This window comes from Halobacterium sp. CBA1126 (genome assembly GCF_009741975.1).
Taxonomy (GTDB): Archaea; Halobacteriota; Halobacteria; order Halobacteriales; family Halobacteriaceae; genus Halobacterium.
On sequence record NZ_WPCF01000066.1, the window covers coordinates 1 to 14,473 of the forward strand.

General features: G+C 70.4%; 17 protein-coding genes, 1 tRNA gene and 2 pseudogenes. 14 read left to right on the top strand and 6 right to left on the bottom strand.

Annotated elements, in window-relative coordinates; translation table 11 throughout:
- The coding region (locus GJ634_RS10055) for a PD-(D/E)XK nuclease family protein (protein ID WP_331714102.1) at window positions 1-1,225 on the bottom strand (1,225 nt) is incomplete at its 3' end.
- 89 nt (window positions 1,226-1,314) lie between these two features.
- Between GJ634_RS10055 and GJ634_RS10060 the strand changes: the two genes are divergently transcribed.
- Entirely contained in the window at window positions 1,315-1,590 is a 276-nt protein-coding gene (locus tag GJ634_RS10060; RefSeq protein ID WP_157502629.1) for a hypothetical protein, read from the top strand.
- Window positions 1,591-1,607: 17 nt separating this feature from the next.
- Here GJ634_RS10060 and GJ634_RS10065 read toward each other — a convergent pair whose 3' ends face one another.
- Window positions 1,608-2,888, bottom strand: a complete 1,281-nt coding sequence (locus tag GJ634_RS10065) for a dicarboxylate/amino acid:cation symporter (RefSeq protein WP_157502631.1) — start codon at window positions 2,886-2,888, stop codon at window positions 1,608-1,610.
- A gap of 305 nt (window positions 2,889-3,193) precedes the next feature.
- Between GJ634_RS10065 and GJ634_RS10070 the strand changes: the two genes are divergently transcribed.
- Both GJ634_RS10070 and GJ634_RS10075 read left to right on the top strand, forming a co-directional pair.
- On the top strand, window positions 3,194-4,354 hold the full coding sequence (locus GJ634_RS10070) for a cystathionine gamma-synthase (protein ID WP_157502633.1): 1,161 nt from the start codon (window positions 3,194-3,196) through the stop codon (window positions 4,352-4,354).
- 55 nt (window positions 4,355-4,409) lie between these two features.
- Entirely contained in the window at window positions 4,410-5,003 is a 594-nt protein-coding gene (locus GJ634_RS10075) for a hypothetical protein (protein ID WP_157502635.1), read from the top strand.
- A 190-nt stretch (window positions 5,004-5,193) separates the two neighbouring features.
- Here GJ634_RS10075 and GJ634_RS10080 read toward each other — a convergent pair whose 3' ends face one another.
- Genes GJ634_RS10080 through GJ634_RS10090 form a run of 3 tightly spaced genes read right to left on the bottom strand, consistent with a single transcriptional unit; the run spans window position 5,194 to window position 6,276 of the window.
- A complete protein-coding gene (locus GJ634_RS10080; protein ID WP_157502637.1) occupies window positions 5,194-5,460 on the bottom strand; it encodes an elongation factor 1-beta in 267 nt (88 codons plus the stop codon).
- 2 nt (window positions 5,461-5,462) lie between these two features.
- A complete protein-coding gene (locus tag GJ634_RS10085) occupies window positions 5,463-5,648 on the bottom strand; it encodes an HVO_2753 family zinc finger protein (protein ID WP_157502639.1) in 186 nt (61 codons plus the stop codon).
- Between the two features lie 58 nt (window positions 5,649-5,706).
- Window positions 5,707-6,276 (bottom strand): DUF2391 family protein, encoded by a 570-nt coding sequence (locus tag GJ634_RS10090; protein ID WP_157502641.1) that lies wholly within the window; start codon window positions 6,274-6,276, stop codon window positions 5,707-5,709.
- A 345-nt stretch (window positions 6,277-6,621) separates the two neighbouring features.
- On the opposite strand from GJ634_RS10090, the pseudogene GJ634_RS10095 reads away from it, so the two are divergent.
- From GJ634_RS10095 to GJ634_RS10115, 5 genes and pseudogenes are all read left to right on the top strand, one after another.
- A pseudogene (locus GJ634_RS10095) lies at window positions 6,622-7,454 on the top strand (NOP5/NOP56 family protein).
- Window positions 7,451-8,079: pseudogene (locus GJ634_RS10100) on the top strand (fibrillarin-like rRNA/tRNA 2'-O-methyltransferase). Before GJ634_RS10095 ends, GJ634_RS10100 begins: the two co-directional pseudogenes overlap by 4 nt.
- 92 nt (window positions 8,080-8,171) lie before the next feature.
- Window positions 8,172-9,281 carry a glutamate--cysteine ligase gene (locus GJ634_RS10105; protein ID WP_157502643.1) on the top strand — a complete coding sequence of 370 codons (1,110 nt, stop codon included), beginning with the start codon at window positions 8,172-8,174 and terminating at the stop codon, window positions 9,279-9,281.
- Between the two features lie 73 nt (window positions 9,282-9,354).
- Window positions 9,355-10,035: a winged helix-turn-helix domain-containing protein gene (locus tag GJ634_RS10110; RefSeq protein WP_157502645.1), complete on the top strand. Its 681-nt coding sequence runs from the start codon at window positions 9,355-9,357 to the stop codon at window positions 10,033-10,035.
- Between the two features lie 39 nt (window positions 10,036-10,074).
- Window positions 10,075-10,551, top strand: a complete 477-nt coding sequence (locus GJ634_RS10115) for a phosphopantetheine adenylyltransferase (protein ID WP_157502647.1) — start codon at window positions 10,075-10,077, stop codon at window positions 10,549-10,551.
- Window positions 10,552-10,554: 3 nt separating this feature from the next.
- Here the strand turns inward: GJ634_RS10115 and GJ634_RS10120 are convergent, their stop codons facing one another.
- Window positions 10,555-10,863 carry a transcription initiation factor IIB family protein gene (locus GJ634_RS10120; protein WP_157502649.1) on the bottom strand — a complete coding sequence of 103 codons (309 nt, stop codon included), beginning with the start codon at window positions 10,861-10,863 and terminating at the stop codon, window positions 10,555-10,557.
- Window positions 10,864-10,981: 118 nt separating this feature from the next.
- Here GJ634_RS10120 and GJ634_RS10125 point away from each other — a divergent pair, with 118 nt between their 5' ends.
- The 6 genes from GJ634_RS10125 to GJ634_RS10145 all read left to right on the top strand — a co-directional run.
- Window positions 10,982-11,401 carry a hypothetical protein gene (locus GJ634_RS10125; protein WP_157502651.1) on the top strand — a complete coding sequence of 140 codons (420 nt, stop codon included), beginning with the start codon at window positions 10,982-10,984 and terminating at the stop codon, window positions 11,399-11,401.
- Window positions 11,402-11,440: 39 nt separating this feature from the next.
- Window positions 11,441-11,524 (top strand) — tRNA-Leu (locus GJ634_RS10130).
- Between the two features lie 195 nt (window positions 11,525-11,719).
- Entirely contained in the window at window positions 11,720-11,869 is a 150-nt protein-coding gene (locus GJ634_RS15540; protein ID WP_197425478.1) for a hypothetical protein, read from the top strand.
- A gap of 84 nt (window positions 11,870-11,953) precedes the next feature.
- Window positions 11,954-12,547, top strand: a complete 594-nt coding sequence (locus GJ634_RS10135) for a TetR/AcrR family transcriptional regulator (RefSeq protein ID WP_157502657.1) — start codon at window positions 11,954-11,956, stop codon at window positions 12,545-12,547.
- Window positions 12,547-13,971, top strand: coding sequence for an MATE family efflux transporter (locus tag GJ634_RS10140; RefSeq protein ID WP_157502653.1), 1,425 nt, complete (start codon window positions 12,547-12,549; stop codon window positions 13,969-13,971). Before GJ634_RS10135 ends, GJ634_RS10140 begins: the two co-directional genes overlap by 1 nt.
- 39 nt (window positions 13,972-14,010) lie before the next feature.
- Window positions 14,011-14,473 (top strand): hypothetical protein (locus tag GJ634_RS10145; protein ID WP_157502655.1); only part of this gene is annotated, 463 nt, incomplete at its 3' end.

Below are 14,473 nucleotides of genomic sequence, written 5' to 3' on the forward strand. Positions count from 1 at the left end.
CGCGGTCGTCGTCGGCGCGCTCCGCGGCGGTCTGCTCCCAGAGCTTGCGGTACTCGTCGTGGACGGCCGCGCGCTCGCGCTCGACCGCGGCGTAGACGTCGTCGAAGTACGCGCGCTCCTTCTCCGGGAGCGGCTCGCCGAGCTGGCCGGCCTTCGACTCCTGGTCGAGCCGGCCGGAGACGACCATGCAGGTGTCCTGCTCGAAGCAGTACTCGCACTTCGCGTCCGCCTCGAACCCCGTCGGCGGGCTCCCCTCGTGCTCGATGGCCGCGAGGTGGTTGCGCTGGCGGACGACGAAGTCGAGGAACCCCTTCCCGATGGAGAACTCCTTCGCGGGCGAGAGGTCGCCGGAGACCTCGCTGCGGTCGACCGCCGCGTTCTTCGTGTACAGCAAGGTGCCGGTGTCCGCGTCGACGCCGCGGTCGTCGAGCATCAGCGCGTAACACGCCGCCTGCACCTTGTCGTGGAAGCGCGGGTCGCGGTTCGTGTTCTTCCCCGTCTTCAGCTCCACCGGCATCCCGCGCCGGATGGCGTCACACCGGCCCTTGATGCCGAACGTCTCCGAGATGAGGGTGTACTCCGAGCGCCAGTCGTCGCCCGCCTTCCAGCCCTCGGCTGTGTCCTCGGTGGTGCCGCCGTCCCCGGAGAGGTGGCCCTGCTGGAGCCACCCCTCGATGGCGGCGGCGTTCGCGCGCACGTCGGCTTCGACCTCCTCGCGGTCCTTCCCGAGCAGGCCGAGTTCGAGGCCGGCGTCGTCGACGCGCTCCGCGACGGCGTCGTCGAGGTCGCGGCCGCGCAGGAGGTCGCCGAACACCTCGTGGACGATGGTCCCCTTCGTCACCGGGTACTTCAGCGGGAGGCCGGAGAGCTTGTTCAGGTAGTAGAGCCGCGGGCACTGCACGAACGACCGGACGTTCGTCACGTCCACGAGGAAGTCGGGCTCGACGACGACGTACGACGCCTTGCTCGTCGAGTACTGGGGCTCGCCGTTCCACTCGTCCTCGTCGGCGTCGGTCACGAGGAGGTCCATCCCCGCGTCGAGGTACTGCGCGGTCTCCGTCCACTTCCCCCAGAGGGTCACGCGCACGGACTCGCCGGGGTCGTCGGCGGCCGCGTCGCTGTCCGCGTCCGGCCGGACGCGAACGTCGAGGACGTCGCGGTCGCCGTACTGCGTGTTCACCGACCGCACCTCGCCGACGTCGGTCACCTCGCCCCGTACGTTCACGGGAGACGTGTGGGGGGCACCGCGAAAAACCCTGTCGCTCGCCGCCGTCCGCCAGTAGGTACTTTCGTCGAGCACGCGGACGTTCCGGTATGAGCGACGACACCGTGCGCGTGTGGCTGGTCGAACGCACGTACTCGGACGACGAACAGAACATCATCATCCTCACGTACGCGACGCCGGACGGCGAGCGGTACTTCCGGAAGGAGCGCGCGCTCACCAGTTTCTCGGACGTCCGCGACACGACCGCCGCGGTCGACGCCGACCCCGGGAACCTCGGGGACACCGGCGACCCGGACCTCGTGGAGCAGTACGCGACGGAAGCCAAGCGGATGCGCGAGGCCCACGACCCCGACGACGTCATCTGACGCTCGGCCGGCTGCGGTTAGTCGTCGCCGGCGACGGCCGCCCAGACGCCGCTGTCGAGGTCGACGGCGTCGTTCCACTTCCCGACGACCGTCGAAACCGCGAGGTCGCCCGTGACGTTGTTCATCGTGGCGATGCGGCCGAGAATCGGGTCGACGCCGGCGACGAACCCGACGACCTCCAGCGGGAGGCCGACCTGATTCAGGACGACAGTCAACATCACGAGCCCGGCGCCCGGCACGCCCGCCGTACCGATACTGATGAGGACGGCGACCACGAGCACGAGCACCTGCTCGGTCGGTGCGAGCGGTTGGCCGACGACGTTCGCTGCGAAGACGACGGTGATGGCTTGCCGGATCGCTGCGCCGTCCATGTTCGCGGTGGCACCGACCGGGAGCGCGAACGAGTACACGCGCTCGGAGATGCGGAGGTCCTCCTCGGCGTTGCGCATCGTCACCGGGAGCGTGCCGCTGGACGACCGAGTGGCGAACGCGGTGACCATCGCGTCCCGCGCGCCCGAGAGGAACGAGAGCGGGGAGACGCCGACGACAAGCCGCATCAGCACGAACAGGTACGTGAACGCGATGTGGACGACCACGGCGATCGCGACGGCGAGCACGAGCTCGCCGAGCGAGGAGAACACGCCCACGCCCTCCGTCCCGATGCCCGCCGCCATGAGCGCGAACACGCCGACGACGCCGAACTCGAGAACGCCGCGGACGACGACGAACATCGCCTCCGCGCCGACTTTGAACGCCTCGAAGACGGAGTCGACGCTGTCCGCGAGCGCGTCGTTCTGGGCGCGGACGTACGTCAGCGCGATGCCGAAGACGATGACGAAGAATACGGTCGCGAGGAGGTTCCCCTCGGACATCGCGGCGACCGGGTTGTTCGGGACGATGCCGAGCACCACTTCGGTCAGTGACGGCGGCGCCTGCGACTGGGCTTCCCCGCCGGTGAACTCGACGCCGCGGCCCGGCTGGAGGATGTTCGCGACGGCCAGCCCGATGAGCCCCGCAATCGTGGTGGTGACGGCGTAGAGGCCGACAGTCACGCCACCGATTCGCCCGAGGCGAGCGGGCGAGAGCTGGCGGATCCCCGTCAGGAGCGTGAACACGATGATGGGGATGACGAGCATGTTCAGCAGGCGCAAGAAGAGGTCTCCGAGCGGCTGTACGACTGTCATCCGCTCGCCGAACGCGACGCCCGCGGCCGACCCGAGGACGAACGCGGCGAAGATGCGCGCGATGAGCGGTACCGAGCGGTAGCGCTGCCACGCGGTACTGATTGGTCCGGACATACCAACAGCCAACACGTAGACCGGCAAAAGGGGCGACTTCGCGCCTAATTCTGCGGGGATCTGGGTTGGCGAAAGCTGTCAACGACGTCGAGCGAGCCGCCGGGGCCGCCACGGAACGCGACGAAGACGCGGAATACGCCCTCGCGCGGAACGAGCGTCCGGGGCCGTCGGTGTCGGGTCGGTTCGGTGCGCTCACAGATACAAGCAATAAATGCCGTAACGGGGGCGCGATACACCGGCACGGCCGACAGCGCTGGGAATCCACAACGAACAGACCTAACTCGCGGGCCGCCGACGCTCCGGGTATGAGCGACGACGACGAGCACTTCGAGACGCGGGCCATCCACGCCGGGCAGGAGCCCGACGAGGAGACGGGCGCGCTGATGACGCCCATCTACGCGAATTCAACGTACGAACAGGACGCCCCCGGTGACCACCGCGGCTACGAGTACTCCCGGACCGGGAACCCGACGCGGACGGACCTCGAAGCGAACCTCGCGAGTCTGGAGGGCGGCGACTACGGTCGGTGTTTCTCCTCGGGGATGGGCGCCATCAACACCGTGCTGAACCTCCTCGAAGCTGGCGACCACGTCGTCGCGGGCAACGACGTCTACGGCGGCACCCACCGCATCTTCACGCAGGTCTACGAGGAGTACGACCTCGAGTTCGACTTCGTGGACACCACCGACCACGACGAGGTCCGCGCGGCGATGGGCGAGGACACCGAACTCCTCTGGGTGGAGACGCCGACGAACCCCCTGATGAACGTCAACGACGTCGAAGCGCTCGCCGACGCCGCCCACGACTACGACGCGCTCTGCGCGGTGGACAACACGTTCGCGACGCCGTACCTCCAGCGCCCGCTGGAACTCGGCGCGGACGTCGTCTGCCACAGCCTCACGAAGTACCTCGGCGGGCACTCCGACCTCGTCGCGGGCGCGCTCGTCACCGACGACGAGGACCTCGACGAGCGGCTCGGATTCTACCAGAACTCCGTCGGCGCGACCCCCAGCCCGTTCGACTGCTTCCTCGTCCTGCGCGGGACGAAGAGCCTCGGCGTGCGGATGGACCGCCACTGCGCGAACGCCCAGGCGCTCGCGGAGTGGCTCGACGCCCACGACCGCGTCGAGCACGTCTTCTACCCCGGACTGGAGAGCCACCCGGACCACGAGCTCGCGGCGGAACAGATGGACGACTTCGGCGGGATGCTCTCCTTCGAACTCGACGCCAGCCTCGAGGAGGCTAGCGAGTTCGTCGCCGAGACGGAGGTGTTCACGCTCGCGGAGTCGCTGGGCGGCGTCGAGTCGCTCATCGAGCAGCCCGCGGCGATGACCCACGCCGCCATCCCGAAGGAGGAACGGGAGGCCGCGGGGCTCACGGACCCGCTCATCCGCGCGAGCATCGGCATCGAGCACGTCGACGACCTGAAGGCGGACCTCCGGCAGGCGATGGAGTCGGTCTTCTAAAACCGCCGTTTCAGTCCCGAGAAAGCGTTTACCCGTCCCGGCCCACGCTCCGGGTATGCACCGCCGCAGCTACCTCGGGACGCTGGCCGCCGCGGCGCTCGCCGGCTGCGTCGGCGCGCCCGCCGCCGGCGACGAACCCACGACCGGGACGACGACCGACGGGTTCCCGTACTCGCTGACGAACGCCCGACCCGACGACCCGCCCGTCGACGCCGTCACTGTCGACGTCACCGTCACGGAGGACTTCACCGCAGACCACCCCGCGCGCCTCGCGGTCGCGTTCACGAACGACGCCGACGACGAGCGGACGTTCCAGTTCGGGTCGCTCGTCCCGTGGGACGGCATTCGCGGCGCCCACGACGACGAAGACGCCGCCCTCTACCTCTCGCCCGGCGGCGACGTCGTGCCCGACGCCCCCGCCGACGACTGCTGGCAGGCGACCGACGGCATCGCCCTGCCCGCGGTGATGCGCGAGGCGACCCTCGACGCCGGGGAGACCGTCAGCCGCGAGTTCGACGTGCTCGCCGCCCACGACAGCCAGCGCTGCCACCCGCCCGGGACCTACCGCTTCGAGGACGGCAACTACCTCGGCGAAGGATGGGGGTTCAGCGTGGACGTCGTGGCGTCCGAGCTGGACGACGAGAACTGAAGTTTCTTCGACAGCCGGCGGCCGTGCCATTCGAACGCCGAGCGAACGGCGAGCGTAGCGAGCCGTGAGCAGCGAGCGCAGGCCGACGACTGAGCGGAGCGCTGGAAGCGCGAAGCGAAGGAGGAGTGCTTTTGGCCGAGGCTTTGCCGAGGGCGCGCGGAGCGCGCCCGCAGCGCAAAACGTGCGTGCGCTAGATGCGACCGACTTCTTCGACGGCGACGCTCTCGACGTCCTCGACGTTGGAGAACGCTTCTTCGACGGCTTCGGTGCCGCCGGCGTCGTCGGGGACGATGACGGTGGTGAGGAGCGCGGTGAGGCCGAAGGCGACTTCCTCGGTCTCGACGCCGTTGATCTTCGCGCCCTCGGGGAGGGACTCCGAGAGGCGCTCTTCGAGGGCGTCGAGGTCGACCTCGGGGCTCTGCGGCATGACCTTGAGGACGGCGGCGACCTTCCCCATCGTTACGGCCCCCGGAACCCGCAGTCGGGACACTCGTAGAGGTTGCTCTGCTTGCGGCACTTCGCGCAGCGGTAGATCTGTTGGCCGCAGTCCGGACATTTGAACGCGGCGGCGGTGGTGCCGGAGATGTTGATGCCACAGGACACGCACTTGCGCGCCCGTTTGGCTTCGGCTTCGGATTCGCTCATACACCGTGTTGCGCTCGCACGCCGTTTAACCATTTTCTTTCGGCGGCGCCGGCCGCGACTAGCTCCCGGGGAGGATGTCGCCGAGCGCGGCGCCGATGGCCATCGGGAGGAGCGCGACGGCGACCGTGGACGCAGCGAGGGCGGGGTCCGTCCACGAGATGCGGCCCCACGCGGTCAACAGTAGCGCCGCGGTGACCGTTGACGCGCCGAGGACGCCGACGAGCCGTCGCGGAATCACGCCGAGGATGGGGTCCGCGACGCGGACGTCCTGGAACTGAGCGACGTACAGCAGCCCGTAGACGATGACGACGGTGGCGGCGGCGCTGCCGGCGAGCAGCAGCGGGTGGCCGGCGAGGAACGCGCCGGCTTCGTTGGTGCCGCCCTCGACGGCCATCGGGATGCCGAACAGGAGGCTCCCGAGGAAGGCCTCCGCGAGGTCGTTGGCGTCGAAGCCGTAGATGACGCGGCCGAACGTGCCCTCGGGCTGCATGTCGGTCGCCATCTCCTTGACCTCGCGGAGCTGTTCGCGGGCTTCGTCGTCGTCGACGTGATCGTCTAGGTCCTCGAGTTCGTCGAAGAGGTCGGAGAACCCCCGCTGGTTCTCGGGCCGACGCGGTGGCGCGCTCATGGCAGCGAAGAGAGCCGCCCGCTACTTAAAACGGCCAGCAGCGTCTTGGGGGGCGAGCGACACCACTCGCGTATGTCCGACGGAGAACCGGACTACCCGGAGCCGAGCGAGCTCAAGAAGGGACTGCACGTGGTCATCGACCAGGAGCACGGCAAGGAGCCGATCGAGGGCGAGGTCGGCGCGGTGCTCGGCGAGGCCGACCCGCGGGGCGCCCGCGTGAAACTGAAGTCCGGCGCCGAGGGCGTCGTGCGCCGAATCGCCCCCAGCGGGGGAGGCGGCCCGGAGCGACGTAACTGTTCGAGTCACACGAGTGGGTTTAACCCGGCGCGGCCGGTACGCCTGCACATGACCGAACAGGGGTGGTTCGTCGGCGCCGAGCCCGGCGACGCCGCCGCGATGGGCGAGGCCGTCCGCGAGGGCGCGGCGGAGGCGCCGGCGGACTGGCCCGAGCAGGCCGTCGACGCGGGGTTCGCCGCCGACGCCGACGAGTACTACGAGCTACTGCACGCGGCGACGCTGGCGGGGACGCGGGCTGCCGTCCGCGAACGCGAGGCCGCCGACGACCAGCAGCTGATTCACGCGGTGCGGGCGGCCGCGGACCTCGCGGACGCGCGAACGAGCTCGCCGAGCGCGGCACCGAGTGGGCGGGCAGCGTCTTCGCGGACGTCGAAAGCGGCATCGAGGGCGCGCGCGAGGTGGCCGAACGCGAGTCCGAGAACGCCACCGAGGAGCGCGCCGTCGCGCTCTGCGAGCGCGTCGCTGACCTCGCCGACGAGCGCGACGCGGTCCGCGAGTACGTCGAGCGGCAGGCGCCGACGGTCGCGCCGAACCTCTCGAACCTCGCGGGGCCGATGCTCGCCGCGCGGCTCGTCGCGCTCGCTGGCGGGCTCGAACCTCTCGCGAAACAGCCCAGCGGCACCGTGCAGGTGCTGGGCGCCGAGGACGCGCTGTTCGCGCACCTCCGCGGCCACGCGCCGTCGCCGAAGCACGGCGCCATCTACACGCACGACTACGTGCGGAACACCCACCCCGAGCACCGCGGGTCGGCGGCGCGCGCGCTCGCCGGGAAGCTCTCCATCGCGGCGCGCGTCGACCACTACTCGGGGGACCTGCGGCCCGAGCTGCGGGAAGAACTGGACGAGCGAATCGAGCGCATCCGCGCTCGTGAGACCGAATGAGTCTCCCAGAGGGCGTCCAGCGCCGCGAGTTCGACGGTGGCGAGGCGCTCGCGACGCGCGGCGAGCCGGTGTACGGCGAGCCGATCGTCGACGGCTGGCGGCGCTGGGACGCCCACCGCTCGAAGCTCGGCGCGACGTTCGCGCACGGGCTCGACACCGGGCTGTCTGGCGGGGACGGCGTGCTCTACCTCGCGCGGCGAACGGGACGACGGTCAGCCACGTCGCCGACTTCGCGGGGCCGACGTACGCCGTGGAGTTCGCGCCGCGGCCCGTCCGCGACCTGCTCGAGGTCGCCGAGGACCGCCCGAACCTCTTCCCGTTGCTGAAGGACGCGCGCAAGCCCGAGACGTACGCCCACGTCGTCGAAGCCGGGCTGGACGCCGTCGTGCAGGACGTGGCGACGCGCGGGCAGGCCGACGTGGCGCTGGCGAACCGCCGGTTCCTCCGCGAGGGCGGCCGGTTCGTCGGCGCCATCAAGGCGCGCAGCGAGGACGTCACCCGCGAGCCCGAGGCCGTCTTCGAGGACGTGCTCGACCGGCTCCGCGAGGGCTACGAGGTGCTCGGGACGGCGCGGCTGGAACCGCACCACGACGACCACCTCGCGGTCGTCGCGACGCCGAAATAGTTGCGATAGGTTCGATAGGTGGCGGGCGGCTCGCCGCGCGCTCCGCCGACTTCCAGAACTATTTACGGGCGCCGCGGGAAACTCCCGCCAGCATGGACGTGGGTTCGCCGGAGGCGTTCGCGGAGCTGGGGACGCTCGGCGTCGAGGAGGAGTTCTTCGTCGTCGGCGAGGACGGCGTCCCGACAGCCGGGACCGACCAGCTGGTGTACGAGGCCGACCCCCCGGAGCTGCTGGACGGGCGCCTCGACCACGAGCTGTTCAAGTTCGTCGTGGAGACACAGACGCCGAAACTCGACGGGCCGGGCGACGCCGCCGACGCGGTCCGGGACGTGCGGGCGGCGCTGGTCGCGCACGCCGAGGCGAACGGCTTCCGCATCGCGGCGGCGGGCCTCCACCCGGGGGCGCGCTGGCGCGAACACGAGCATGCCGAGAAGCCGCGGTACCGCTCCCAGCTCGACCGCATCCGGTACCCGCAGCACCGGAACACGACCGCGGGCCTGCACGTCCACGTCGGCGTCGACGACGCGGACAAGGCCGTCTGGGTGGCGAACCAGCTCCGCTGGCACGTTCCCGTGATGCTGGCGCTGTCCGCGAACTCGCCGTTCTGGAACGGCTTCGACACGGGGCTGGCGTCGGCGCGCGCGAAGATCTTCGAGGCGCTGCCGAACACCGGCATCCCCACCGAGTTCGACTCCTACGACGAGTTCGACCGCTTCGAGCGCCTGATGGTGGAGAACGGCGCCATCGAGGACCGCGGCGAGCTCTGGTACGACGTGCGCCCGCACTCCGGGCACGGCACCGTCGAGGTGCGCGCGCCCGACGGGCAGGCCGACCCGGAGAAGGTCGACGCGTTCGTGGAGTACACGCACGCGCTCGTCGTCGACTACGCGGAGCGCTACGAGGACGCCGCGGACCCGGGGACGACGGACGTGTTCGGGGACGAGGCGCCGGGCGGCGCGCTCCGGCGCGAGGTCCTCGACGAGAACAAGTGGCGGGCGACGCGGTACGGTCACGACGCGTCGTTCGTGCGGCGGGACGCCGACGGCGAGGTGTCGCTGGGCGAGGTCGTCGACCGCGAGTGCGAGCGCCTCGGGGTCGGCGGCATCCGGGGCGTCTTCGACGCCGAGTCCGGCGCGAGCGCACAGCGCCGGCTCCTCGACGAGGCCGGGGAGGCGGCGCTGTACGAGTCGCTGGTCCTGTAGCGTACCGGCCGAGCCCGCGGTGGGCGAAGAGTTTTTCATTCGCAGGTCGCTTTTGACCTGAACGAGACGACGCATGTCCGAGGACACTACCGACGAGACAGCGGGGGAGGACCAGTCGCCGCGGGACCGACTCGGGGAGGAGAAAGAGCGCGCGGTCGCGGGCTTCGACCAGGGAGTCGTCGACATCCTCTCGTGGGTGCTCGACACGGAGACGCGCGCGCGCATCTTCGTCTACCTGCGCCAGCACCCGTGGAGCACCAGCGAGGAAGTCGCTGACGGGACGGGCCTGTACCCGTCGACGGTCCGGGAGGCGCTCGCCGAACTCGCCGACGAGGACGTCGTCGAGCGCCGCAAGCGCCAGAGCGAGGGCGCCGGCAACAACCCCTACGAGTACACCGCCATCGCGCCGAGCGACCTCGTCGGGGGCGTGGTCGGCCGCGTACAGGACGAACTGAACACCGTGTTCAACCTCGACGCCCACCTCGGCCGCAGCGACGACGACGCGGACACCAGCTCGGAGCCGGTCCGCATTCAGGTCGAGGACGGCTTCGAGGCGGAAGCCGAAGTCGGGGACACCGAAGCGGGCGTCGACGTGGACGTGGAAGCGGAAGCCGAGGGCGGCGACGGCGACGGCGGCGTCGACGTGGACGTCGAAGGCGAGGCGGAGGTCGACGACGCGGAAGCCGGCGTCGAGGGCGAAGCGGAAGTCGGGGACGTCGACGACGACGAAGACGAAGACGACCAGCGCTCCTGAACCCAAACTGGTAAACGCTGCGGGTCCGTCCGCCGGCGTATGGACGTCGCCCTCGGTGGGACGTTCGACCCGATCCACGACGGCCACCGGAAGCTCTTCGAGCGCGCGTTCGAACTCGGGGACGTCACGGTCGGGTTGACCAGCGACGAACTCGCCGCGCAGACGCGCAGCGTCGACCGCGAGGTCCGGCCGTTCGAGGCCCGGAAGCGGGACCTCGAAGCGGAACTCGGCCGCATCGCCGAGGACGACGGCAGCGAGTTCGAGGTTCGGAAACTGGAGCAGCCCACCGGTATCGCCACGGAACCGAAGTTCGACGTGCTCGTCGTCTCCCCGGAGACGAGGGCGACGGGCGAACGCATCAACGACATCCGCGCGGAGCGCGGGCTCGACCCCCTCGACATCGAGGTCGTCGACCACGTCCGCGCCGAGGACGGCGACATCATCTCCTCGACGCGCATCGTGCAGGGGGAAATCGACGAACACGGCAACCTCACGCCCGACAGCGACGGCCGCTGATTCTCACCACGTCGGCGCGTCGAAGCCGGCTTCCTCCAGCAGTTCCTTCCAGCGCTGCTGGATGGCGAGCCGGGAGACGTCCGCGGCGTCCGCGACCGCGGTCTGGGAGCGCTGGTCGCCCGCGATGAGCGCGCCCGCGTAGACGCTCGCCGCGACGGCCGCGGGCTTCGACCGTTCCTCGCTTGGCGCCGCCGACAGGAAGAGGTCCTTCGCGGTCGTCCGCGCCTCCGCGTCGAGTTCGAGGTCGGCGGCGACCCCCTCGAGGTCGTCGAGCCACCGTTGCTGGTCGAACTCGTCGCCCGCCCGGTACATACCCGTAGGTTCGGCGCGCTGCACGTAAATCTTCGCCGGCGAACTCGGGGTAAATCGAGTGAATCCGGCGCGACGGTCTCGACGGTTGAAGGGGGAGACGCGCTTCGAGTCGACTACCATGTCCACAACAATCGCGGTCGCGGTCGCGTTCGTGGAACTGCTCGCCGGGGGCGCGACGCCCGCCCAGACGGGGCCGGTCGGCGACTCCGTCGTCGTGTTCGCGGGCAGCCTGCTCGTCGGCGGCGTCGCCATCCACGTCGCCGCGAACTACGTCGCCGACGCCGGCGAGTACGGCGACGCCGTCCTCACCGCGCTGTTCGGCGCGGTCGCGTGGGCGCTCCTCGACGGCGTGCCGCTCGTCGGTGGGTTGCTCGCGCTGGTCGCGTGGGTCGGCGTCATCAAGTGGCGCTACCCCGTCGGGTGGACGCGTGCCGGCATCATCGGCGTCGCCGCGTGGGCGGTCGCGACCGTCGTGCTCGCCGCGCTCGCGCTCCTCGGCGTCGGGTCGCTCGGCGCGCTCGGCGTGCCCGGCACGTAACGCAATTCTCATTTGGCTGCCCCCGGTAGCTCGGAGTGCGCGCGGGTAGCCAAGCCAGGAAAAGGCGTAGCGCTTAGGACGCTATCCCGTAGGGGTCCGCCGGTTCAAATCCGGTCCCGCGCATGAGCGAACGAAGTGAGCGAAGAGCAGGCACGGATTTGAACCCTGCGAGGAACGCGCAGCGAACGCAGTGAGCGAGCATTTCTCGCAACGGTTCGAATCCGGTCCTCGCGCGTGCTTTCCGCGCTCGAATCAGTCCACTTTCACTGCGGTTGGCTCGCCTTTTTGCGGTGCCGTCCCCTGTCTCGGTGTACGCCGATGGCTACGGAATCCGAGTCGCTGGGTGCGTGTCCGGAGTGTGGGGCGTCGGTCCCGCGGGGCGCGGTGCTCGTCGAGTACGAGCGCGAGGGCGCCCGCGTGGCGTACGCGGAGTGCCCGGACTGCGTGGAGCCGGTGCGTCCGCGGTAGCGGTTCTCGCGGCGGGTAGCGGTGGACGCCTTCGCCGTTCCGAACCCTTTTGACTGAATGGTCAGTAAGCTCGGTAAGACCAGCATGGGGCCAGAACCGACCGACGAGATTCTCGACGCGACGTACCGCGCGCTCTGCGAGCACGGGTACGCCGACCTCACCGTCCAGGACATCGCGGACGCATCCACGAAGAGCAAGGCGACCGTCCACTACCACTACGACAGCAAGCAGGAGCTCTTCGAGGCGTTCCTCGAGGACCTCTACGAGGAGTACACCGACCGCGTCGACGAGGTGTCCGGCGAGACCCACCGCGAGCAGTTGCTCGCGCTCGTCGCGTTCTCGCTGGCCGACGGCGACGACGAGCCCGGCATCGACTTCCGCACCGCGATGCTGGAAATCAAAGCGCAGGCGCCCTACGACGAGGGGTTCCGGCGGCGGCTGCGGCGGTTCGACCGCTACCTCGCTGATCGCATCGCGGAGGTCGTCGCGGCGGGCGTGGAAGCCGGCGAGTTCCGCGACGACGTCGACCCCGAGCGCGCGGCGGAGTTCGTCGTGACGACCGTCGAGGGCGCGCACACGCGCCGCGTCGCGGTCGACCAGCCCCTGAACCGCGTTCGGGAGACGCTCGCGGAGTACGTCGAGACCCACCTCGTGGCCGACGCAGAGGTGTCGGCCTGATGGGGCTGGGGAGCCGACTGCGCGCGCTGTTCCGGGGCCGAGAGGAGTTCGACCTGACCTCCGGCGGCGTCGGGAAGCCGCTGTTCTTCCTCGCGCTCCCCATCGTCGTGACGAACCTCCTCCAGACGGCGTACAACCTCGCGGACACGTTCTGGCTGGGGCAGTACAGCACGGACGCCCTCGCCGCCATCAGCTTCGGGTTCCCGATGGTGTTCCTGCTCATCTCCCTCGGGATGGGCATCTCGGTCGCGGGCAGCGTCCTCGTCGCCCAGCACACGGGCGCGGGCGAGGACCGCGAGGCGGAGTACGCGGCCGGCCAGACGATGACGTTCGCGGCCATCGCGTCCGCGCTGCTCGGCGGCGTCGGCTACTTCTTCGTCGAGGACTTCCTGCGGCTGCTCGGCGCGTCCGAGGACGTGCTCCCGCTGGCGACCAGCTACATGGAGGTCATCGCGCTCGGGCTGGCGTTCATGTTCGGGTTCTTCGTGTTCATCGCGCTGATGCGCGGGTACGGCGACACCATCACGCCGATGCTCGTGATGTTCGGGTCGGTCGTGTTGAACATCGTCATCGACCCGTTCTTCATCTTCGGCTGGTGGGTGTTCCCCGAGATGGGGATTCGCGGCGCCGCCGTCGCCACCGTCTTCTCGCGGGCGCTGGCGATGGTCGTCGGCCTCGCCATCATGTTCCGGGGGTCGCGGGGCGTGGAAATCCACCTCCGGGACATGGCGCCGGACTTCGGCTACCTCCGGCGGCTGCTCCGCATCGGGCTGCCCGCGACCGTCGAGGGGACTGGGCGCGCGCTCTCGATGAACCTCCTGCTGGTGGTCGTCGCGCTGTTCTCCGACACCGTCGTCGCCGCGTACGGCATCGGGACGCGCGTGTTCTCGGTCATCTTCCTGCCCGCCATCGCGGTGGCGCGCGGCGTCGAGACGATGACCGGCCAGAACGTCGGCGCGGGCGAGCCCGACCGCGCCGAAGCAGCCGCCGGCATCGCCGCGAAGGTGCTGTTCGGCGTGCTCACCGCCGCCGGCGTCGTCACGTGGTTCACCGCGTCGGCTATCGCGGACGTGTTCACCACGGACCCCGAAGTGGTCTCCGTGACGGCCGAGTTCCTGCGGTACGTCGCGCTGACGTTCGGGTTCATCGGCATCATGCGGGCGTACACCGGGAGCTTCCGCGGCGCGGGCAAGACCCTCACCGCGGCCGCCATCTCCGTGGTGATGCTCGCCGTCGTGCGGCTGCCGGTCGCGTGGTTCTCCGCGCAGTCGCTCGGCGAGACGGGCATCTGGCTGGCGTTCGCGGTCTCGAACGTCGTCGGCGCGACGCTCGCGTACCTCTGGTACCGCCGCGGCACGTGGCGGGACGCCGACCTCACCGACGCCGAGGCCGCCGCCCCGGACGCGGCGGCGACCGACGACTGACCTCAACTACTTTCGGGGCGCGCCACGAACGCGAGAGCGATGCCCGATTGGTCACGCCGGCGTGCCCTCCACGCGCTCGGCACGGCAGCGGCTGCTGCGCTCGCGGGCTGTAGCGGCGAGGAAGAATCCGGCTTCGAGGAGCCGCCGGGCGACCGACGCGGCGACCCGGTGACGGACTACGAGGTTCACAGGGTGCGGGAGCCCCCCGCCGGCCCGCTGTTCTGGCGCGGGGAGCGCTCCCGGAACCGGGCCGGCGGCCACCTCCACGTCGCGGAGCCGGCGGACCTCGAGGACGTGACGTTCGCGGACCGCGAGACCGCCGCGGAACTGGCGGCGTTCGTCCGGGAGACGGACCTCGAGACCGAGTCGGTGGTCGTCCAGTCCCGCGCCGTCCGGGAGTGCTACGAGCTCCGGCTCAGCGGCGTCTGGCGTGACGGCGACGACTTCGAGACGTCGTTCTGCTCGGAGCTGCGGCCCGCCGACGTCGCGTGCGGCCGGGACG